General features: G+C 62.6%; 20 protein-coding genes and 2 pseudogenes. 5 read left to right on the top strand and 17 right to left on the bottom strand.

Features of this window, described 5'->3' with window-relative positions; all coding sequences use genetic code 11:
- Positions 1-137: 137 nt before the first annotated feature.
- Both X744_RS147925 and X744_RS147920 read right to left on the bottom strand, forming a co-directional pair.
- A complete protein-coding gene (locus X744_RS147925; protein ID WP_008877668.1) occupies positions 138-350 on the bottom strand; it encodes a cold-shock protein in 213 nt (70 codons plus the stop codon).
- Positions 351-667: 317 nt separating this feature from the next.
- Complete coding sequence (locus X744_RS147920) at positions 668-880, bottom strand: cold-shock protein (RefSeq protein WP_006202520.1); 213 nt, start codon at positions 878-880, stop codon at positions 668-670.
- A gap of 502 nt (positions 881-1,382) precedes the next feature.
- Between X744_RS147920 and X744_RS147915 the strand changes: the two genes are divergently transcribed.
- Positions 1,383-1,787 carry a Kazal-type serine protease inhibitor gene (locus X744_RS147915; protein WP_023761224.1) on the top strand — a complete coding sequence of 135 codons (405 nt, stop codon included), beginning with the start codon at positions 1,383-1,385 and terminating at the stop codon, positions 1,785-1,787.
- 187 nt (positions 1,788-1,974) lie between these two features.
- On the opposite strand, the gene X744_RS147910 is transcribed toward X744_RS147915, so the two are convergent.
- The 5 genes from X744_RS147910 to X744_RS0137750 form a co-directional block, all read right to left on the bottom strand.
- Entirely contained in the window at positions 1,975-2,199 is a 225-nt protein-coding gene (locus X744_RS147910) for a hypothetical protein (RefSeq protein ID WP_023761225.1), read from the bottom strand.
- A 102-nt stretch (positions 2,200-2,301) separates the two neighbouring features.
- A complete protein-coding gene (locus X744_RS1000000174575) occupies positions 2,302-2,439 on the bottom strand; it encodes a hypothetical protein (protein ID WP_023761226.1) in 138 nt (45 codons plus the stop codon).
- Between the two features lie 41 nt (positions 2,440-2,480).
- On the bottom strand, positions 2,481-2,765 hold the full coding sequence (locus X744_RS147905) for a hypothetical protein (RefSeq protein WP_023761227.1): 285 nt from the start codon (positions 2,763-2,765) through the stop codon (positions 2,481-2,483).
- Positions 2,762-3,031 carry a hypothetical protein gene (locus tag X744_RS147900; protein WP_023761228.1) on the bottom strand — a complete coding sequence of 90 codons (270 nt, stop codon included), beginning with the start codon at positions 3,029-3,031 and terminating at the stop codon, positions 2,762-2,764. Before X744_RS147900 ends, X744_RS147905 begins: the two co-directional genes overlap by 4 nt.
- Positions 3,032-3,175: 144 nt before the next feature.
- Entirely contained in the window at positions 3,176-3,382 is a 207-nt protein-coding gene (locus tag X744_RS0137750; RefSeq protein ID WP_031260730.1) for a cold-shock protein, read from the bottom strand.
- Positions 3,383-3,708: 326 nt separating this feature from the next.
- Between X744_RS0137750 and X744_RS147895 the strand changes: the two genes are divergently transcribed.
- Entirely contained in the window at positions 3,709-3,909 is a 201-nt protein-coding gene (locus tag X744_RS147895; protein WP_031260731.1) for a hypothetical protein, read from the top strand.
- 267 nt (positions 3,910-4,176) lie between these two features.
- The gene (locus X744_RS147890; RefSeq protein ID WP_023761231.1) at positions 4,177-5,829 is read left to right on the top strand and encodes a sulfotransferase; all 1,653 of its coding nucleotides are present in this window, start codon (positions 4,177-4,179) and stop codon (positions 5,827-5,829) included.
- A 270-nt stretch (positions 5,830-6,099) separates the two neighbouring features.
- Here X744_RS147890 and X744_RS147885 read toward each other — a convergent pair whose 3' ends face one another.
- From X744_RS147885 to X744_RS147860, 10 genes and pseudogenes are all read right to left on the bottom strand, one after another.
- Positions 6,100-6,453, bottom strand: coding sequence for a DUF1428 family protein (locus tag X744_RS147885; RefSeq protein WP_023761232.1), 354 nt, complete (start codon positions 6,451-6,453; stop codon positions 6,100-6,102).
- Between the two features lie 97 nt (positions 6,454-6,550).
- Positions 6,551-6,973 (bottom strand): glyoxalase/bleomycin resistance/extradiol dioxygenase family protein, encoded by a 423-nt coding sequence (locus tag X744_RS147880; RefSeq protein ID WP_031260733.1) that lies wholly within the window; start codon positions 6,971-6,973, stop codon positions 6,551-6,553.
- A 161-nt stretch (positions 6,974-7,134) separates the two neighbouring features.
- Complete coding sequence (locus X744_RS1000000174580; RefSeq protein ID WP_084025581.1) at positions 7,135-7,308, bottom strand: hypothetical protein; 174 nt, start codon at positions 7,306-7,308, stop codon at positions 7,135-7,137.
- 141 nt (positions 7,309-7,449) lie between these two features.
- Positions 7,450-7,749, bottom strand: a complete 300-nt coding sequence (locus X744_RS147875; protein WP_023761235.1) for a HigA family addiction module antitoxin — start codon at positions 7,747-7,749, stop codon at positions 7,450-7,452.
- Between the two features lie 9 nt (positions 7,750-7,758).
- Positions 7,759-8,039 (bottom strand): annotated as a pseudogene (locus X744_RS01000000170080) (type II toxin-antitoxin system RelE/ParE family toxin).
- A 140-nt stretch (positions 8,040-8,179) separates the two neighbouring features.
- Positions 8,180-9,705: pseudogene (locus X744_RS01000000170085) on the bottom strand (ABC-F family ATP-binding cassette domain-containing protein).
- A 304-nt stretch (positions 9,706-10,009) separates the two neighbouring features.
- Positions 10,010-10,915, bottom strand: a complete 906-nt coding sequence (locus X744_RS147870) for a DMT family transporter (RefSeq protein WP_023761239.1) — start codon at positions 10,913-10,915, stop codon at positions 10,010-10,012.
- A gap of 127 nt (positions 10,916-11,042) precedes the next feature.
- Positions 11,043-14,243 (bottom strand): excinuclease ABC subunit UvrB, encoded by a 3,201-nt coding sequence (gene uvrB, locus X744_RS0137770; RefSeq protein ID WP_023761240.1) that lies wholly within the window; start codon positions 14,241-14,243, stop codon positions 11,043-11,045.
- Between the two features lie 125 nt (positions 14,244-14,368).
- Positions 14,369-16,012, bottom strand: a complete 1,644-nt coding sequence (locus tag X744_RS147865) for a DUF2778 domain-containing protein (RefSeq protein WP_023761241.1) — start codon at positions 16,010-16,012, stop codon at positions 14,369-14,371.
- A gap of 434 nt (positions 16,013-16,446) precedes the next feature.
- Positions 16,447-17,703 (bottom strand): hypothetical protein, encoded by a 1,257-nt coding sequence (locus X744_RS147860; RefSeq protein WP_023761242.1) that lies wholly within the window; start codon positions 17,701-17,703, stop codon positions 16,447-16,449.
- A 108-nt stretch (positions 17,704-17,811) separates the two neighbouring features.
- Here X744_RS147860 and X744_RS147855 point away from each other — a divergent pair, with 108 nt between their 5' ends.
- A complete protein-coding gene (locus X744_RS147855) occupies positions 17,812-18,870 on the top strand; it encodes a CapA family protein (protein WP_023761243.1) in 1,059 nt (352 codons plus the stop codon).
- Positions 18,871-18,935: 65 nt separating this feature from the next.
- Positions 18,936-19,904 carry a DUF3137 domain-containing protein gene (locus X744_RS147850; RefSeq protein WP_023761244.1) on the top strand — a complete coding sequence of 323 codons (969 nt, stop codon included), beginning with the start codon at positions 18,936-18,938 and terminating at the stop codon, positions 19,902-19,904.
- The last annotated feature ends 11 nt before the right edge of the window (positions 19,905-19,915 follow it).

Consider the following 19,915-nt stretch of genomic DNA (forward strand, 5'->3'; position numbering starts at 1 on the left):
GGCTTTACCAAAGACTAATATGCGACCGTGGCTGAACAGGGGCTGAACGGATTTCGATGTGTTAATTCAAAAAAGGCGTAAATGGTCACACGCTCTCAACGGGGCGAAACTGCTTGCCGTCGACGGTCTGAGGCGGCTCAGCCGACCGACAGGTTGACGGCCTTCGGACCCTTGCCACGCTTGTCCGGCTCGGTGTCGAATGTCACTTTCTGCCCATCCTCGAGACCGGGAAGACCTGACGCCTGCACGGCTGAAATATGGACGAAAACATCCTTCGCGCCATCGTCGGGCGTGATGAAGCCGAAGCCTTTGGCATGGTTGAAGAATTTCACGGTGCCGGTCTGCGGCATGGGAAGCTCCTTTGTCCCATAAATTCCAGTCTCGGGCCGGCAAATGCCCGAATGGAAATTTGTCCTTTATTTTAGCGTCATCGGCAAGAGAAAGTTTTGCAGGCGGCCAAAGGGCGTCGCGGCGCGCCTCAGGTCCTTGCTTTCATGCATATCGGTCCCCCGAACCAGCCATTTTTGGGCGACAAGCATTGGTCTGCACCTTCGGCACGAAAAAGGCGCGACGAAGATCGCCGCGCCTTTCAAAAATCCAGATCCCTCTCCAAGCCAGGTTCAGGCGTTGGAGCTTCCGTCGCGCGTCCGAGAGACGCCCGAATGGCTCAGGCAGCGCGGAGGTTGACGGCCTTGGGTCCCTTGCCCATGCGGTCCGGCTCGACGTCGAAGGTGACCTTCTGGCCGTCGACGAGCGTGCGCAGGCCCGAGGCCTCGATCGCGGAAATATGGACGAACACATCCTTGGCGCCGCCGTCGGGCGTGATGAAACCGAAGCCTTTGGTCGCGTTGAAGAATTTAACGGTGCCGGTCTGGGCCATTGGGGAAACTCCTTCACCCGTTCAGTCTTTGGTGGTCCTGCCCGCCGCCTGGCGCAAAGGGCAGTTCCCGGTGGTTGCTTCGGCAGTCATGCATTGGCGCATGGTCAAACCCCCCGCCGAAAACGGGGCCGTCAGAGATTCACAGTATCGGGGAAAGGTCGTCCAAAACGTTCCGCTCTCCGGGTCGCAAATGCCCGAACACGGAATTTATCGCACGGAAACGTGATGGTTGCAAGATAGCGCCGCGGGCCGCCGCATTGGCGCATCCCGACGCATGGATCGACTGACCTGAACATCGATCGGCTCGGCATAGGCTGGCTTGCCGGTTGGGTCATCGGCCAGAGCCGGGGCACGAATAGGCCAGTTGTCGAGGTGGCTGGGCAAGCCGACGCCGGCCATGGTCGAGACGCCGTTTCCGTCTGAGGGGACTGCAAACAGGGGTTGCATTTGGCAAGGTAATGGCGAGGATCGGCAACCGGGGACGCGATCGTGGGAGATCAACATGCCATTTCTGGCGGCAATCTTTTCGCGACAGGGTTTTGCCATCCTGTTGCTGTCGACAATTCTTGCCGCTTGCACCGTCGTCGTCGATGACGGACCGGGGCCGCGTCCGCCACGTCCCGAACCGCAATATTGCAGCCGGCAGTACGAGCCGGTCTGCGCCCGCCGCGGCGGCGACCGCCAGACCTTCGCCAACGCCTGCCTTGCCGACCGGGCCGGCTATCGCATCGTCCGCGACGGTCCGTGTCGCGACGGAGGCGACGGCGGCGCCGGCGAAGAACAGACGTTCTGCACCCGCGAATATGCGCCGGTGTGCGCTCGCCGGCACGGCGAGATGCGTACCTTCCCCAACGCTTGCGAGGCTCGGGCTGCGGACTATCGCGTCGTTGACGACGGGCCGTGCTGAGAAGGCAAGGCGTGCCTTGCCTTCTCACCTTTTTGTTGGAGAAAGTGGCCGAGCGAAGCTCGGTCCTATGAGTTGGGCCGGCCTCAACCGTTTCGGTGCCGCGCGCCAATTCACCGCTTGGGCGGGGCGGGAGCCTCGCCGGCCCTTCGGGCCCCCCAAGGGGAGAATGAAAAACCGAGGCGTTCGGTCAAATTCCCGTCGGATAGGCTCCATCAGCCGGGCCGGCGTAAAGCTCGCTGCCATTGTCGTCGGAAATGCGCAGGCGATCGGGGATTTGCGGCATGGCCAGCGTGTGGAACAGCGCGGCGGCACCCTGCAGGGCGGCGCGCAGGTTCGGCGCTTCCAGCGACACCTTGTCGAGCGTGGCTTCGTCGGCGTCGCGCGACCGGTAGAACTCGATGACTAAGTTCAAGCGCGCCTCCGTAGTGGGCAGATGTTGCGCAGGCCTGCTATGTCAGTCCGTCGCCTCACATAGGGCGACAGAGAGGGCGCACGAGGCGCGCCCTCCGGTTTGTCAGCCCTTCGACTTCGGCTTCAGGCTGCTCTCGGCCTGCTTGACCGACGAGCCGAACGGGGAGGCGGGCTTGGCCACGACCTTGTTCTTCTTCGGCTTGCGCGTTTCGCGGTTGCTTCGCTGTTGACCCTTGGACATATCGTGCTCCTGTTGCGTGCTGACTTGGCTTTGCTGGGGTCTCAGACAATCGGGTTGTTAGCAGCAACCGGGTCGTTGGCAACGACCGGGTTGTCGGCCGGTTCGAGATTGTCTTCGGTGGTGACCCGCTCATGGGTCTCCTGCTCGCTGCGGATGCGGTATTGCGGCGAGCCGTCCTTGACCGGCAGCCTGCTCTTGATCTGGAACAGTTCGGCGGTCTTCTGGACGAGGCCGATACGGCTCTTCATGCGCACTGTCTGACCGATCGCAAACTGGTGCGCGGGCGTGTCGGTGCGCGGGCGCGCATTCTGCTGGAAACGGATCATGCTGCATTCTCCCTGTCGCGCTTCAGCGCTGTTTCGAGTTCGAGGTAATCGATGGCGACAAGCTGGCGGGTGGGCGGGTTTTTCACTGCCCTTGCCGGCAGATGGATGAAAGTGGCGACGCGGCGCCAGGCAAGTCGTGACATGCCCTCGATCAACTCTTCGTCGTGATCGATGTCGTAGTCGCCGGCCGGCAGTATCCCTTCCAGCCCGCCGAGCACGAAGGGCGTCGCGAAATGCGCGATGGAGTGGGTGGTGCGGTCCGGCATTGTCTTACCTATGCAAAGCAGCGGTCCTGAAAGCAAAAAAGCGGGGACGAACCCCGCTTTCCTATTTCCGGCAGTCGCTGGAAATAAGCCGCTTTCGAGAGCTGCCAGTACATCCGTGGTCAGCGTTCATCGAATTCGGCCGGATCAGATCAATTGCAAATTGGCGGCCGACTCGCGGCCCTTGGTGTCGCGCTCCAACTCGAACCGCAGCTTCTGGCCTTCGGCGAGGCCGGGGAAGCCGGCGCGCTCCAGCGCGCTGACATGGACGAAAACGTCCTTCCCGCCTTCGGTCGGCTGAATGAAGCCAAAGCCCTTCTGGCCATTGTAGAACTTTACGGTTCCGGTGTTCATATGGATCTTTCGAAAGAATGAGACATGGCCGCGGAGCAAAACGGACCGCGCGCCCGATATCGATGATTGGAATAAGAATGGCGGGTCGAGAACCTCCGACGCCGCGAGATGCCAATTCTGGCCCAAAGCGATATCGTAACATAGGCCGATAGGGCCCGTTATTCAAGAAGATTTATGAAAAACACTGACGATGGCAAAAAAATAGATCGCTGTAACTATTTGAAAAAGTCTGATATGGGTCGGCGACTTTCAAAAATTGCTTAAAGTCACGCTGGGCCGATTGTCCAGGAACTTGCATTTTATTTATTTCTGGAAGGATGAAAACCATGATTTCCGTCAGAACCCCGAGAGGCATGACCGTAGCGATCAACCCGATCATCAAGCCAGCCGTCATGCACACCATCGCCGCTGACCCGGCCGGCAAGCCGATGATCGTCAAGTCGGCACGACTGACCATCAGGAGCGACGAGGCTGCGAGGCGAAGGATCGCCGACACCGATGGAACAGTTCGGCGNCGGCACGACTGACCATCAGGAGCGACGAGGCTGCGAGGCGAAGGATCGCCGACACCGATGGAACAGTTCGGCGTGCCAGGCAGGTCGCCGAGACCAACCGGCTAATTTGATCCCTTCCACGCCGTTGCAACGAGCGAGACACCAAGCGAAGCCTTGAACCTGCCGCGCCGATGGCCTAGATCGCCACAGGCGTACAAAACACGGCAGGTTCCCATCAACAGAGATCAGAGACGAGCGGCGGGCGCGGGAGCCAGATCTGGCGCTGGAGGACAGCCGCCGTTGGGGCTCGACCAGCGTGTCCAGCAGGCGCTGCAGCTGCATCAGGCCGGGCGTCGGCAAGAGGCCGAAGCGATCTACCGGCAGGTGCTGGCGCAGAAGGCCAATCACGCCGCCGCGGCGCATTTCCTGGGGCTGCTGCTGCACCAGACCGGGCGCAGCGCCGAAGGGCTGGACCTGATCGAACAGTCGGTGCGCTTGCAGCCCGGCAATCCGGATTTTCAAAACAATCTAGGCACGGTGCTGCGCGACCTCGGCCGGGTCGCCGCTGCCGTCGACTGCTTCCGCAAGGCGGTGGCGCTGCGGCCCGATCAACTGGCGGCGCGCGACAATCTCGGTTCATCACTGAAGCAGCTCGGCCAGTTCGAGGGCGCCGAAGAGATCTATCGCGGCACGGTCGGGCGCAACCCCTTCCATGTCCGCGCGCGCATCGGTCTTGCCGAAACGCTGCAGGAAGCGGGACGCCTGGACGAGGCGCTTGCCGTCTTCCGCGAAGCGCTGGCGATCCGGCCCAAGGATGGCGACCTGCTGCATGGGCTCGGCGTCGGGCTGATGGAAAAGGGCAAGCTCGATGAAGCAGCCGAGCTGTTCCGGCAGGCGCTGGCGGTCGACCCCGGCATGGCGAGAGCCTGGCTGATGTTGACGCAGGTCAAGCGCCAGAAAGAACGTGATAGCGAATTGACCAGTATGGAAGCTCAGCATGCCAAGGCGCCGCAGGACAGCCTGGCGCGCATGCAGTTGTCCTTCGGTCTCGGCAAGGCCAATGACGATCTGAAGGATTATGGCCGAGCCTTCGACTATTTCGCCGAAGGCAATGCGATCCGCCGCAAGGGCATCGACTACGATGCGGCCAAGACGCGAGCCGAATTCGAGGCGATGAAGGCAACCTTCACCGCCGGCTTCTTCGAGAAGCACAAGCCGAGCACGATCGAGGACGACACGCCGATCTTCGTCGTCGGCATGCCGCGCTCGGGCACGACGCTGGTCGAGCAGATCATCGCCAGCCATCCCCATGTCCACGGTGCCGGCGAGCTCAGCATCCTGAAGACGGCGGTCGGCAAGCAGTTTCCCCTGACCATGAAGGGCGGCTTCCCGGCAGGGATTGCCGACATGCCCGACAAGGCTTTCGCCGAGGCCGGCGAGGCCTATCTCGACATGCTGCACGCCCGCTATCCCGGCTTCAAGCATGTCACCGACAAGATGCCGGGCAATTTCCTGCTGATCGGGTTCCTGCATCTGATGCTGCCGAAGGCCAAAATCGTCCATTGCGCGCGCGATGCGGCGGCCACCTGCCTGTCGATCTACAAGGTGCATTTCCGCAGCGACAGTCACCGCTATGGCTACGATCTCGGCGAACTGGCCGATTTCCACAATCTGTACACCGACATCATGGCGCATTGGCACACGGTGCTGCCAGGCGTCGTGCATGATGTGCGCTACGAGGATTTCGTCGCCGACCAGGAAGGCCAGACGCGGGCGCTGATCGCCCATCTCGGCCTGCCTTGGGACGATGCGGCGCTATCCTTCCACAAGACCGACCGGCCGGTGCGCACGGCTTCCGCCGCACAGGTGCGCCAGCCGATGTACCAGGGCTCGGTCGATCTGTGGAAACGCTATGGCGACAGGCTGAAGCCGCTGCTGGATAAACTGGATTAGCGGCCTGGCTACAGTTTATCCGAAGCCCCACGGGCGGAGCAGCCGCGAAGCGGCGTCGCAGAGACCCGAGGATCCATTCCGTGACCTCGATCGAAGGATGCAAACGGGGCAGAATTGTTCACCGTTTTCAACGTTTTAACGTCACCGCATGGATCCTATGGTCTGCGCCGCGTCGCCTCGCTCCTTGCTCCGCCATAGGATAACGAAGCGATGGGCACTCGGGCCAGTCTCCAACACCTACGATCAGTCAGACAGGCGCCAGCTACTTACTTAAAGCTCCATGAACGTTTCGAAGCCGCCGAAGATCATACGATTGCCGTCGAACGGCATGGTCGACCAGTCCGGCTTCATGCGCGGATCGGCCATCACCTTGGCCATGATTTCGTCGCGGCTCCTACGCGATCCATAGACGACCCAGGAGAAGACGACGATCTCGTCGTCCTTCGCCTGCACGGCACGCGGGAAGGACGTGACCTCGCCGTAGGGCACGTCGTCGCCGACGCATTCGACATAGGCGAGCGCGCCATGCTCCTTCCAGACAACGCCGGCGGTGTTGGCCAGCTTCTTGTAGTCGTCGAGTCTTGCCTTTGGCACGGCAAGCACGAAGCCATCGACATAGGACATTGTTGGTCTCCTGTTGCTGGAATCGGGCGCCGGGCCGGCAGCCCGGCGCAGATGAGCGCATCACCCCGTGGGGTAGGGCGTTGCTGCTCGCTAAATCTTACTTGACCGGTGCGTTCATCGCCCAGGCCACGCCGAACGGGTCCCTAACCTGACCCCAACGGTCGCCCCAGAACATGACCTGCAGCGGCACCACTTCCTCGCAGCCTGCATCGATCGCGCGTTGCCACCAGGTTTCAATGGTGTCGTCCTGGAGGTGCAGCTGCAGCGTGTAGCCCTGCGCATCCTTGTGCGGATGGCCGTGTTCAGGATAGGCATCGCCCAGCATCAACGTCGAACCGTTGACGTATAGATGGATGTGCATCGTGCGGCCTTTTTCGTCCGGCGGATAAGCAAACACCTGCTCGGCGCCAAAGGCCTTCTTATAGAATTCAGCGGCCTTGAAGGCGCCGTCAAGTTGCAGATAAGGGGTCAATCCGCCGAGCACTTTAGCGGCGGGCTGAACGGGGGTCTGATCAGTCATGTCTTGCTCCTTTTGCGTTTGGCCTTGCGAGCCATAGGACGGATGAGGCGGCGGCAATGCTACATGGCCGCCAAATTTTTTCGGCGGACCGGCCCTGGATAGGCCAGGCTTTCGAATGCGCATGTCGATGCAGGCGACACCGCTTTAGACGGTCGCTTCGGTCAGGATTCTCTGCGGATATGAGGAGCATTTTGGGCGTCGATCACGATTTCCGGCCAGCCGATGTCCTTGCGCAATTCGATCGGCAATGAAAGGAGGACGCGTTCGCTGCGATAGCGGGCGCGAGCCTGCGCGTAGCGGGTGGCGGCGTGACTTATGGATGACAGGGTGAACATGATGCTTTGTCCTCGGTTGAAGCCGGCATCATCGTGTCGGCATTCCAAGGACGTGGCGCGTGGTGGTCATCCGACAGACGGTCGATTTTTTTAGCTGCCTCCGTAGTCGGCTCAAGGCAGGTGTTGCCAACGCGGTTTACTTCAGGCAGCCGTTTCCAAACGTTCGATCGTTTCTAGATCGGCCTTCTTGGCCTCTCCCTCGATAGCCAGGTCGTAGCTCGCCTGCATGTTCATCCAGAACTGCGGCGTGGTTCCGAAGAATTTCGCAAGGCGTAGCGCTGTGTCGGGCGTCACCGGTGTTGTCTCGCTGGCGAGGCGCTCGATGCGTGTGCGCGGCACATGCAGCTTCTTGGCCAGCGTGTAAGGTTTCAGGCCAAGCGGCATGAGATATTCCTCGCGGAGGATTTCTCCCGGATGAATAGGTGGGTTGATGTTCAGCATTTGAAAACCTCAATGGTAGTCGGTTATTTCGACATCCTCGGCTTGTCCATCCACCCAGCGAAAGCAAATGCGAAACTGATCGTTGATGCGGATCGAATGCTGACCGGCACGGTTGCCTTTCAGCGGCTCAAGCCGGTTGCCGGGAGGCGTCTTCAGGTCCGATAGTTCGGCGGCATTGTCGATCATGAACAGCTTTCGCTGGCTGACCGGACAAGGTCCGACGGGAACCCCTTCGGAGCCTTGCCGTTCGAAACGGCCTCGCTGGTCTTGTCCTTGAACGAGCGTATCATCTGCCGTATCCGAGCAGCGTACCTTCACATGATACGCTTCGTAAGTCAAGAAAACGTCTCATATCGTGATACGAAATTTTGAACTGATGTCGATCGGCCGAAATTTCACAGGCATGGATACCGTCACGCCGCCAAAATCGTTACCCTTCCGCCTCAGCCACCGAGCGGAAGAAATCCTCCGGGTCCTCGACTTCTATCAGCCGCCGCTTCTCGATCAGCCAGAAGCGGTTGCCGATGGCGCGGATGAAGGAGCGATCGTGCGAGGCGAGCAGGCAGCTTGCCTGATGCGCCAGCAGCTCCGCTTCCAGCGCTTCCTGGCCGTCGATGTCGAGATGGTTGGTTGGCTCGTCAAGCAGATAGAAGTTGGGGTTGGCGAGCCTGAGCGCCAGCATCATCAGCCGCGCCTTCTGGCCGCCGGACAGCACGCCGATCTTTTTCTCCTGCATCTCGATGACCACGCCGGCGCCGGCCAGCAACGAGCGGGCGCGCTGCTCGCCGACATCGTAGCGGCGCGAGACCAGCCCCAGCGGCGTGTCGTCGCCGCTGATGCCGGACAGCGCCTGATCGCTGTAGCCGAGCACCGTCGACGGCGTCACCTTCACATTCCGCACCGTGTCCGGTTCGACAATGGCGTTGCGGATCAGGGTGACGAAGCGCGACTTGCCGACGCCATTGCGGCCGAGCAGGACGATGCGGTCGCCCTGGCAGATGTGGCGCTTGCCAGTCCTGAACAGCAGCGTGCCGTCGGGCGTTTCGACAGCCACGTCGTCAAGCGTGATCAGCACTTTGGCGTGCGTGCCGCGATTGGCGAGTTTTATGGCACCGGCCGACTTTTCGCGATGTGCCGGGTTCGCCGCTTCTTCGAGTCTTTCCGCGCGCTGGTTGAGCTGCTTGGTCTTGACCGTCAGCAGGTCGCTACCTGAATTGATGCCGATGTTGTTGAGCTTGGCCGCCTGCCGGCGCAATTGCTGCGCCACCTTCATGTCGCGCTGGAACTTGCGCTCCGTCGAGCGTCGACGTCGTCGAGCGCCTGCCTGGCGCGTGAATAGGGCAAGGCAAACACCGGCGACCGTTCAGGGCGCAGGAACAGCGTCCGGTTGGTGGTGGCGTCGAGAAAGGCGCGGTCGTGGCTGGCGATGACGACGGGCACCTCGCGCGGCAGCGTGTTCAGCCAGGTCTCAAGTTGGCTGATGCGGGCAAGGTCGAGATGGTTGGTCGGCTCGTCCAGCAGCAGCACATCCGGATCGGTGACCCAGACGCGGGCGATCAGTGCCAGCCGCTGCCAGCCGCCGCTCAGTGCCTGCATTGGCCGTTCGCGCATCGGCTCCGGCACGTCTAGCGAATCGAGCACCACGTCGACACGCCACACCTCGCTGTCGGCCTGCTCCGGCTGCAGGGCGTCGGCCACCACCTGATGGAAGGTATGGCTGAGAAGGGCTGGAGCGACGGACTGTTCGACATGGCCGACGCGCAGGCCGCGCGTGCGGGTGATGTCGCCCGAGGTCGGCTCCATCGCGCCGGTCAGACATTTGAGCAAGGTCGACTTGCCGCGGCCGTTGGCTGCGACGATGCCGAGCCGGTCGCCGCCGCCGATGGTGAGGTCGAGCTTGGAGAACAGCGGCGCACTCATGGTGACGCCGAGGGATTTGAGGCTGATCAGGGCCATTTTGATTTCTCTGGTCTTGGCCGCCTCTTTGTCGGAGCATGATCTTTTCCGAAAACCGGTTCCCACTTTTCGGGATCATGCTCTAGCGGCTCAATGCACTTTGACGGTGCGCCCACCGGCCATCAGGTTCGGCGTTGCGGCACCACGAAGGGCAGACCAAAAAATCGAAGCGGGAAAACCCGGACCGTCCCTGGTCAGCCCTGCAAGCAAGCTCGCAGGGCAGAAATCGGGCCACGCTGACGATGGTGACGAGAAAAATCGAACACGCAGCCCTCCTTTCAAGACGTTCGAGTGTGCGGACTGACTACACCAAGGGCGTGGCGGATGGCAAGGCTACCGCTTTCACCCGGCGCGGGAACGGATCGAGCACCAGTATGCAGCCGCCGATGATCGCGACAGCGCCGAAGCCCTGGATTACGGTCAGCGACTCCCCAAGCATGCTGGTGCCGACCAGCACCGCGATCACGGTCACGGCGAATTCGACGCTGATCGTCCTGGTCGCGCCGATACTGGCAACCAGCCGAAAATAGACGATGTAGGTCAACGCGCTCATCATGCAGGCGAGGACGGCGAGATAGAGGAAGTCGATGGCGCGCGGCATCGCCGGCACCGGTACGGCGAGAAGCAGTGGCAGCGTCATCAGGCCGCCTAACAGGAAGGCGGCACTGGTGAGTTCCCACGAGCCGGTCGAGCGCAGATGTCGGTTTGCATAATTGCTGCCGAAAGCGGCCGAGAAGGAACTGAACAGCGAGGCGGCGCAGCCGAAAGCGAAGGATGCTGTGATCGGCACCGCGGGAAAACCGACCAGGACGATGATGCCGAAGGCGCCGAGCAGCAGTCCGGCCAGCCCGCGAATGGTGATGCGCTCAAGCCCCCACAGCTGGCCGAGGATCATCGAGAACAGTGGGATCGCGGCAACAAGAATGGCCGCCACCGCCGTGCCGATGCGCGGGGTGGCATAGGATAGGCCGATAAGCTGCGCGGCAACCGTCGTCGCGCCGACAACGGCGAAGCGCCGCCAGCCGGCGCTGAAATCGAGCCGGCGCCGGGTCGCGGCGGCAAGCAGCAGGAGCGTGATGCCGGCGATCAGCGAGCGCAAGGTGACCGCGCCGACCCAGCCGAAGGCGTGCACCACCTTGAGCAGAATAAGGAACGACAAGCCCCAGGTGATGGCCAGGAAGATATAGGCGGCGATGTCCTTGGGTTTCATTCTGCGGGCGGCCGTGGGAGTTTCTTGCGGTTGGGAGCGGAGAAGCTGCCGTGGCCCGTATCGCTTCGACTGGCAACTGACAAGGCTGGGGGCGTGGCCCAGCCAGTCGACAGTGTGACTCCAGGCCCTACCGTCCCGGTCTGCCTGTCTTCCCCGGCCGGCGCTTTTCCCGGCGGGCGTCGCCAGGATCTTCATACGAGCCGATGCCGGCGCGCTCACGCTTGACCGGCTTGTCACCCTCGATCGGCGTCTCGGTTCGCCGCACGGTCATCTCATCGAGTGAGTTCTTCTTGAACAGCGGTTTGACCGGCTCGCCGGGAATGCCGAAATCGCTGCCATGTGCCTCTTCGGCCGACTGTTTCTTGAATAGCGAGCGCGATACCGCACCGGCCGGGGTCGGCATGTCCGTGCCTGGACCCATGTCGTCAATCGAAGGTTTGGCGAATAGCGGCTTCTTCGCCGGCACGGCGCCATCGGCGCCCATCTCGTCAAGCGCCGGCTTGCGGAAGAGGTTGGGGCGGGCAGCCTTGGCCGCCTCTTCGGCGGCACGCACTTCGTCGAGCCTGCGAAAACGCTCCTGTTCCTCGGCCGTGCGATGCTTGGCTACGCCCTTGTTGTGCTTGCCCTTTTCGCGGCCAGAGACCGGGCTTTCCATGTCGGCGTATTTGGCCAGCGGGTCATCGGAGATGGACAGTTCCATCTCACGCAGCCGCTTGATCTCGTCGCGGATGCGGGCCGCCTTCTCGAAGTCGAGATTGGCTGCGGCGTCGCGCATCTGCTTCTCCATCGCGTCGAGATGGGCCTTCAGATTGTTGCCCATCATGGCGCCAGCGCTGTCGGTGAACTGCGAGATGTCGGCGCGGACGTGATCCTTCTCATAGACCGAGTCCAGAATGTCCGAGATGCGCGACTTGACCGATTCCGGAGTGATGCCGTTGGCGGCGTTCCACTCCATCTGCTTCTCGCGGCGGCGGTTGGTCTCGGCCATCGCCCGTTCCATTGAGCCGGTGACCTGGTCGGCATAGAGGATGACCTTGCCGTCGACGTTGCGGGCGGCGCGGCCGATGGTCTGAATGAGCGAGGTCTCGGAACGCAGGAAACCTTCCTTGTCGGCATCGAGAATGGCGACGAAGCCGCATTCGGGAATGTCGAGGCCTTCGCGCAAAAGGTTGATGCCGACCAGCACGTCGAAGGCGCCGAGGCGCAAATCGCGCAGGATCTCGATGCGTTCCAGCGTGTCGATGTCGGAGTGCATGTAGCGGACGCGGATGCCTTGTTCGTGCAGATACTCGGTCAGGTCCTCGGCCATGCGTTTGGTCAGCACCGTCACCAGCGTGCGATAGCCAGCCTTGGTGGTGTCACGGATTTCGCCGACGACATCGTCGACTTGGCTCTTGGCCGGGCGCACCTCGACCGGCGGGTCGATCAGCCCGGTCGGGCGGATGACCTGTTCGGCGAAGACACCGCCGGCCTGTTCCATCTCCCAAGCGCCCGGGGTTGCCGAAACGGCGACGGAGAGCGGGCGCATGGCGTCCCATTCCTCGAAGCGCAAGGGCCGGTTGTCCATGCAGGACGGCAGGCGGAAACCGTACTCGGCCAGCGTCGCCTTGCGTCGGAAGTCGCCGCGATACATGCCGCCGATCTGCGGCACGGTGACGTGGCTTTCGTCGATGAAGACCAGCGCATTGTCGGGAATGTACTCGAACAGCGTCGGCGGCGGATCGCCCGGCTGGCGGCCGGTGAGATAGCGCGAATAGTTCTCGATGCCGGCGCAGGAGCCGGTGGCCTCCAGCATCTCCAGGTCGAAGCGGCAGCGCTGTTCCAGCCGCTGCGCCTCCAGCAGGCGGCCGGCGCGCTCCAGTTCCCCCAGCCTGTGCTTGAGCTCTTCCTTGATCGACTTGATCGCCTGGTTCAGCGTCGGGCGTGGCGTCACATAGTGCGAATTGGCGTAGATCTTGACGCTCTTCAGCTCGCCGGTCTTCTGGCCGGTCAGCGGGTCGAACTCGGTGATCTGCTCGATCTCGTCGCCGAACATCGAAATGCGCCATGCACGATCTTCCAAGTGGGCCGGGAAGATCTCGATCGTGTCACCGCGCACGCGGAACGAGCCGCGAACGAAATTGACATCCTGTCGCTTGTACTGCTGGGCAACGAGATCGGCGAGCAGAGCGCGCTGGTCGAGCCGGTCGCCGATCTGCATCTGAAAGGTCATCGCCGTGTAGGTTTCGACCGAGCCGATACCGTAGATGCAGGACACCGAGGCGACGATGATGACGTCGTCGCGCTCGAGCAGCGAGCGCGTCGCCGAATGGCGCATGCGGTCAATCTGCTCGTTGATCGAGGATTCCTTCTCGATGAAAGTGTCGGTGCGCGGGACGTAGGCTTCCGGCTGGTAATAGTCGTAATAGGAGACGAAATACTCGACGGCGTTTTCGGGGAAGAATTTCTTGAACTCGGAATAAAGCTGGGCTGCCAGCGTCTTGTTCGGCGCCAGGATCAGGGCGGGGCGCTGCGTCTCCTCGATCACCTTGGCCATTGTGAACGTTTTTCCGGAGCCGGTGACGCCGAGCAGCACCTGGGTGCGGTCGTTGTTGGCGACGCCTTCGACCAGATCCTTGATCGCCGTCGGCTGGTCGCCGGCCGGCTCGAAATCCGACACCATCTTGATGGCGATGCCGCCTTCGGACTTTTCCGGGCGGGCAGGGCGGTGCGGCGTCCACAGCACGCCGTCCTTGTGCAGCGGATTGCCGGACTCGATCAGCGCCGACAGCGCGGCGACGGTGGCGGTGACGCTGCCCGAGGCCATCGTCTCGGCGTCTTCCAACGAAATGTCGAGACCGGCGACCGGATTGAGGCCGGCTGCCGTGCGCTCCCTGGCTGATGCCGCGCCACCCATCGAGGTGCCGCGCGCGCTGCGCCCCGGCGAGCTCGAGCGCTCGGGTATCTTCTTCGACTTGGCGCTTTCCCTCCCCCTCGAGGGGAGGGTGGCGGCGGAGCCGCCGGGTGGGGTCGGTTCGACCGGGTTCGACGTCCCGGCGGTGCCTTCTGTGACGACCCCCTCTGTCGTCTTCGGCGACATCTCCCCCTCGAGGGGGGAGATCTGGCGACGTCCTTCCTTTTCGGCTTCCTCCTCGATCTGCTCGGCCCAATCCGCAATTGAACTGGTCAGCGGCGTGCCCGAGAGCTCCGGCTGCGGCATCTCGGCGAAACCGCCTCTGTGCAAGGGCTCCGAGGCGTCGAGGAAATCGGTCAGCGGACTGCGCCGCTTCGGCGAAGCGCGGTCGTCATTCGCCGTCGGCGGCGTTTTCTTATCGGGAGATTTGGCCATGACCCGAATATGGGATTTCCTGGCCAAAATGGAAAGAGTGGGATGAGATGAAGCGCTTCGCCAGATGCGGCTCCTGACAGTAGGCTGTCAGGAGGAAACGGCGGCCGCGTGCCTGTCCGGAAGGATCAGGCGCCGCGCGCGTTATCCGCCGCAACGCGGGTCGGCGATCCGTTCAGGCGCGGCACCACGACGAGGCGGTTGATCTTGCCCTTCTTGTAGGCGGCGAGGAAGCGCGCATAGTCCTTGAAGGCGACGCAACCGCTCGACTGGCCGTAGCGGCCCCGAAGCAGGTAGGTATGGGCCAGAAAGCCGTCGCGATTGTATTTGTTGCGGCCATCGGCCGGTGTCAGGCGCAAGGCCTCCACACCATGAAAGCGCGTCTCGCGCAGCGACAGATTGTAGGTATTGGGCGGTGTCGGTCCGCGGTTCTTCTGGTCGGCATAGCGCGGCTGGTCCGTCATGGCGCCGATGCCCGAATGCGCCTCGAGCCTCGAACCGTCAGGCATATAGACGGTCCCGGCGCTGATGTCGTAGACGGCGACGCCATTGCCGGCTCCGCTCCTGGACCCCGGCGAGTTGAACAGGTTCCTGAAAGCCTTGCCGAGGCCACCCGACGGCGTGTCCGGCTTGGCATAGGCCAGCACACCGCTGCCATCGGCCGGCCGTCCTTGCCGGTCCGGTTTGGCCGGTCGGGCAGTCTGGGCTTGCTGGACGGTTTCGCGAGCCGGCTTCGGTTGCTGATCAGGCTTCGTCTGCTGAACAGGTTTGGACTGCTGTACAATCTTGGGCTGCGGGGTGTCCTTGGGCTGCGGGGCGTCGAACTGCGGGCGACGGGTCGGCAACGGCACGTCGTCGGTGAGCGCGTCCGGCAGCGAGGCGGCGTCGCCTGGTTGGTCCTGCTGGGTTTCGACAGGCGAAACCGCGACGTCGGCCGGGGATTCCTCGATCGGCAGCGGCGAGGCGAACGCCTCGTCGTCGACTGGCAGCGACTGCACGAGGGCCAGCGCCAACTGCGAATTGTCTGGCGTCTGCATGTCCGACTGGGCAAAGCCCATCGGTTGCGGCGCGGTCTGCACGACGTCCGAGCCGTTATCCAGCCGCGCGAAGCGTTCGGCCGCTGGAGCGGGCATGTCTTCCGAGAGGCTGGCCATAACCTTGACGGATGGCACCAGCGACGCTTCGGCAATTTGCGGCGCGACGGTGGAAATAACAGGGTGCACCGGCGCGTTGGCCACGACCACGGGCTTTCCAGCGCCGGCAAAGGCAGCGGCGAGCTTCATCGGCGAAAGCGATGCTTCGATGCGCTCGAAACGCTCCTGCGACTTCGACTTTGCGGCAGTGGGAACGGGCTTTGCCTGCGCCACGAGGCGCGCGGATTTCTCCGCCCGCGGGCTCAACCGGGCAAGCTTGAAGCAGCTGGCACCGCACTGCACGGCATGGTCGTGAAGGGCTTGCGTGCCGCCATTGGCATTGGCAAGCACGAAGGGTGCTCTCAGAAAATGCTGCTTGAACGGATCGGCCAGGGCGAGCGATCCCGGCATCGACAGGGTCTGCGGGAGGCCACCCGATGTCGCCGAAAGCGAGGCGCCGACGGAACTGAGGCCAGCCATGGTGCCTATCAACCACAGGCCAACGGCAGCACTGGCGCCGGGCACCGCGACCCAGCGGACGATCCGTTCAGGGGTGAAGGAAGAGGCACGTGGCGCGTCACAGGCGTTCTCGCCGTCCCAACGCTCGTCCCCGACAATTTTTTTACTCAACAACGCCATGCAACCAATCTTGCTCCAAGCGGCTCCCACGTCCGCGGCTGTAATAGCCGCGACGACCATTCTGTGAGTGATCCCAGGTGGTCCCCGACGCGTTTGCCGCGTCTGTCATTGGTTGCCGATTGCTTCAAAATATGGACAAAGTTGGTTAATCAATCCCTCTCAAAACCAACGACGAAATGTGGATTTAGGCCAAATAAGGCTTCGTCCACGGCCAGGAAAGTGGTGTTGTCGCCCTTCCGACGCAGTTTTGCTGCCTGCTTTTGATCGCCGAGTCAAGCAAAACAGCCGTTTCTAAATTTTTTCGCGGCGCGGTCAGCGATAAATGGAACGAAGCGGCTGCCGGTGAAAATTGCCCAAATGGGCGCCTGTCTCAGGTAGAACTGTTGCCTGCCTGTCACAATTTCTTCGCCTGGACGGCCGCCTTCAGTGGCACCTCAATTGAACCACAGGGCAAAGGTCAGAAAACCACCGCCGCCGAATTGGCGCTGGATCTGGTCGAAATCGTCGCTGGTCAGGATCCTGCCGCTTTCGAGATAGGGCGCGATTGCCGGGCCGGTGATCGACAGGACCAGGTCGAAGTTTTTGGGCTCGTCGAAGAACCGCTTCATGTTGATGCCCTTATCGACAATGCGGAAATGCGGCAGCAGCACGCGGCCTTCCAGGAGGTCCTCGGCCATGGTCAAGGTGGCGAGCCAGGCCTGGACCTGCTCCTCGCCGACGTCGAGGCCTGTGAGCGGGTTCTCGCCTTTCTGCTGCGGACCCGGCAGCCATTCACGGTCATTGTCGGTCTCGGCGCGGATCGCCTTCCAGTCCTCGCGTGACAGCCGGATCATTTCCAGCAGATGGCGGCGCGCCGCTTGCCGGCGCTCCGGCTCGATCACCGGCCAGTTGACGAGATGCACCAGCGAGATGAAATCAGCGATGCGCCACTCCGAGGAGAAGATGCTGCTGCCCATATCACCGGCCGGCGGTACGAGAATGTCCTGCAACGGCAGCTTGGCGCGCGGGAACAGCATGTGGAACGAGCCGTCAAAAGTGCTCCTGAAATCATGCGCCAGCCAGAAATCGGTCTGCGCCATCAGGAACTCCGCATAGCCCTGCAGCCAGAAACCGTCGGCGCGGTCGAAGCGGAATGTGAGGGTGGGGGCGGCGGCGTCCGACGAGATGCCGCCGTGTGACAGTGAGGTAATGATCGCCGCCATGCTTTCATCAGGTGCGATCGTGCCGTCCTCGTTGAGGTCGATGCCGGTGTGGGTGAGGTCGATTACGATGCCGATATCGGCGTTCGCCGGCACCGCCGCAAACGTTGCGGCGGATTTCTCCAACCGGTCGCGGAAGGCGACCAGGATGGCACGGAATTGTTCATAGGTCAGCGGCTCGGGGTTGGGATTGTCGGGTACCGGCAGCCGCATCAGCGGCAGCATGAAGGATTGCGGGCTCTCGAAGCCATGGCGATGGAGGCCGCTGGCCAGGATTTCCAGCGCGGTGAAGAACTCGCCGGCGCCGGCGGCATAGGCTGATGCCGGGTCTTTTGGCGCGGCGGCCTCCAGCGTCGACAGCGCGCTGTCGCGCCCGGCCACCGTTTTCGCCTCGAACAGAGCGGATGCCGCTTCGGGCATTGCCGCCGATGCGGAAGACAGCGGCAGAATCAGCATGAAAGCGGATGTCAGCAGGCTAGCCAGTCGTGTCATCTTTCCCCCCCAATATTTTGTCGCGCAGAGCAAATATACACCATTTGGAGCGTCGCGCTTCAACCCGTCCCGAGGACGGTCTACACAAGGCAAACAATTGGGCGCCGCGTGTCGAATTATCCGTTTTCCTACAAGCTGTCCTGGCTACCGCGTTTTCTGAAGCCGTCGCTGGCCGGCGACGCGCAAGACTTTGCGCCGATGGCGGGAACGCTGATGGATCCGCCACCAAAGCGGGCGGTGCGGCTGGTCTTCGTCGGCGACATCTCGGCGGTGGCCAACCGCAGCGCGCCGGACTGCGATCCGGAGATCAAGGCGCTGCTCGGCGCGGCCGATCTGGTGATCGGCAATTGCGAAAGCCCTGTTGTGGACAGACTAAGCGCGGTGCTGGGGACGAGGCTTGGTACCCATCATGCGATGAGCGAGCGGTTCCTGGCCGCAGCGCTGGCGGCGGCTGGTATTGCGCGCGAAAAGCTCGTGCTGTCGCTGGCCAACAATCATGTGTTCGACCAGGGCGTCGCCGGTTTCGACGAGACGGTCGGGGCGTTGCAGCGACTTGGGATCCGCACGGTCGGCCTTGCCGCCAATGGCCCGGTGGTGCCTGTCCAGGTCGGACCGCTTGATATCGGCTTCGCCGCCTTCACGCTGTGGCGCAACGCCGATGAAAATCTGTTCGCCGGGCGCGTATCGATGGACAGTGACGAGGTCCGCCGGCGGCGTGACGGTGTCGATCTTCTTTGCGCCGTGCCGCATTGGGACTGGGAGTTCAGGCATTTTCCGCGCGCTGAAACACGAGCGTTGGCCAGGCGGCTGGTCGGGCAAGGCGTCGGGCTGATCGCCGGCCATCACGCCCATGTCGTGCAGCCGGTTGAGCGGATCGACGGGACGATCGTTGCCTATGGGCTTGGCGATTTCCTAGGCACAGCCCTTGCCCGCCAGCCATGGCCCGGTCGCATCGGTGGCATCCTTGTCGTCGATGTCAGTGCCGATGGTGGCTCGCGCGGTGCCGTTGCGTCTTACCGGCTGCATCCCTTCATGCGCCTGCGCGCCGGCGACCATGAGCGGCTGGTACCGGTGGAGGCACTGGTGGGGCAAATGCGCGGCAAGGCCCAGGGTCGGCTGAGAGCGATCTTTCCCGCCTCTTCAAGCGAAGAGGGCGTCGCCGCTTAACCGTCTGGCGGCTCCTGCAAAACCGACTATCATGCGACGGCAGAGGCAGGCTTGCGGGGGCGGCGGTGGAAACAGCGGATTTCATGCCGAACGAGGCGGTGATTGCCGGCATCCGGAAGGATATCGAGGCCTATGAGGCAGCGAGGGCCTCGGCGGTCCGCCAGGTGCGCTGGCGGGCGCCGGTGTTCGTCGGGCTGGTGCTGGTGTTCGTGATGCTGGTCTCCTGGCTGTTCAACAAGGTCGCCGACCCCAACGAGCAATGGTTCTCGACGCCGCATGTGTTTCTCTATGGCACCGGCCTGGTGGCTTCGAGCGTGCTCTACTTCCAGGCCATGAAACCGGCGACGCGGCTGCAGCAATCTTTCCGCGAGACGCTGCTGCCAATCATCTTCGGCTTCATCGCGGATATGCGCTACCAGCACGGCGTGACGCCGAACTCTTTCGACCGGCTGCCGCGCGAGGCGGTCGGCGCCTTCAACAAGCAGTCGTTCGACGATGTCGTTTCGGGCCGTTACGAAGAGTTTCCGTTCGAGCTTTACGAAGCAGAACTGCGAGTAGGGTCGGGCAAGGATTCATCGACAGTCTTCAAGGGTGTCATTGTCGCTTTCGAAGCGATCGAGCCGTTCCCGGGGGTATTGGTGGCGACGCGCCGGACCAATGCGGTCGTCGGCTTCTTCCGCGGCATGTTCGCCGGCAAGATGCAGGATTTGTCGTCCGGTGTGCCCGAACTCGACGCTGCCTATGAATTCCGCACCGACAACGCCGAGCCGGCGCGGCCGCTGGTGACAGGTCGCCTGGCGCAGGCCCTGAAATGGCTTGGCGAAACCTGGCCGGACGACCCGGCCCGCGTCGCGCTCAACGGCAGCGACGGCTTCCTGCTGTTACCGCTGACGAAGAACTTCTTCGAGCTGCCGGTTATTTCGGTGCCGCTCGACTACACCACGCATGTCGCGCCGATGATATCAGACATGGGCGCGATGCTGGCGACGGCGGCGCTGGTGCGAAAGATCGGCGCGAAGGACGAGATCAGTTAATCGGGCCTCGC

Source organism: Mesorhizobium sp. LNHC252B00 (genome assembly GCF_000502955.1).
Lineage (GTDB): Bacteria > Pseudomonadota > Alphaproteobacteria > Rhizobiales > Rhizobiaceae > Mesorhizobium.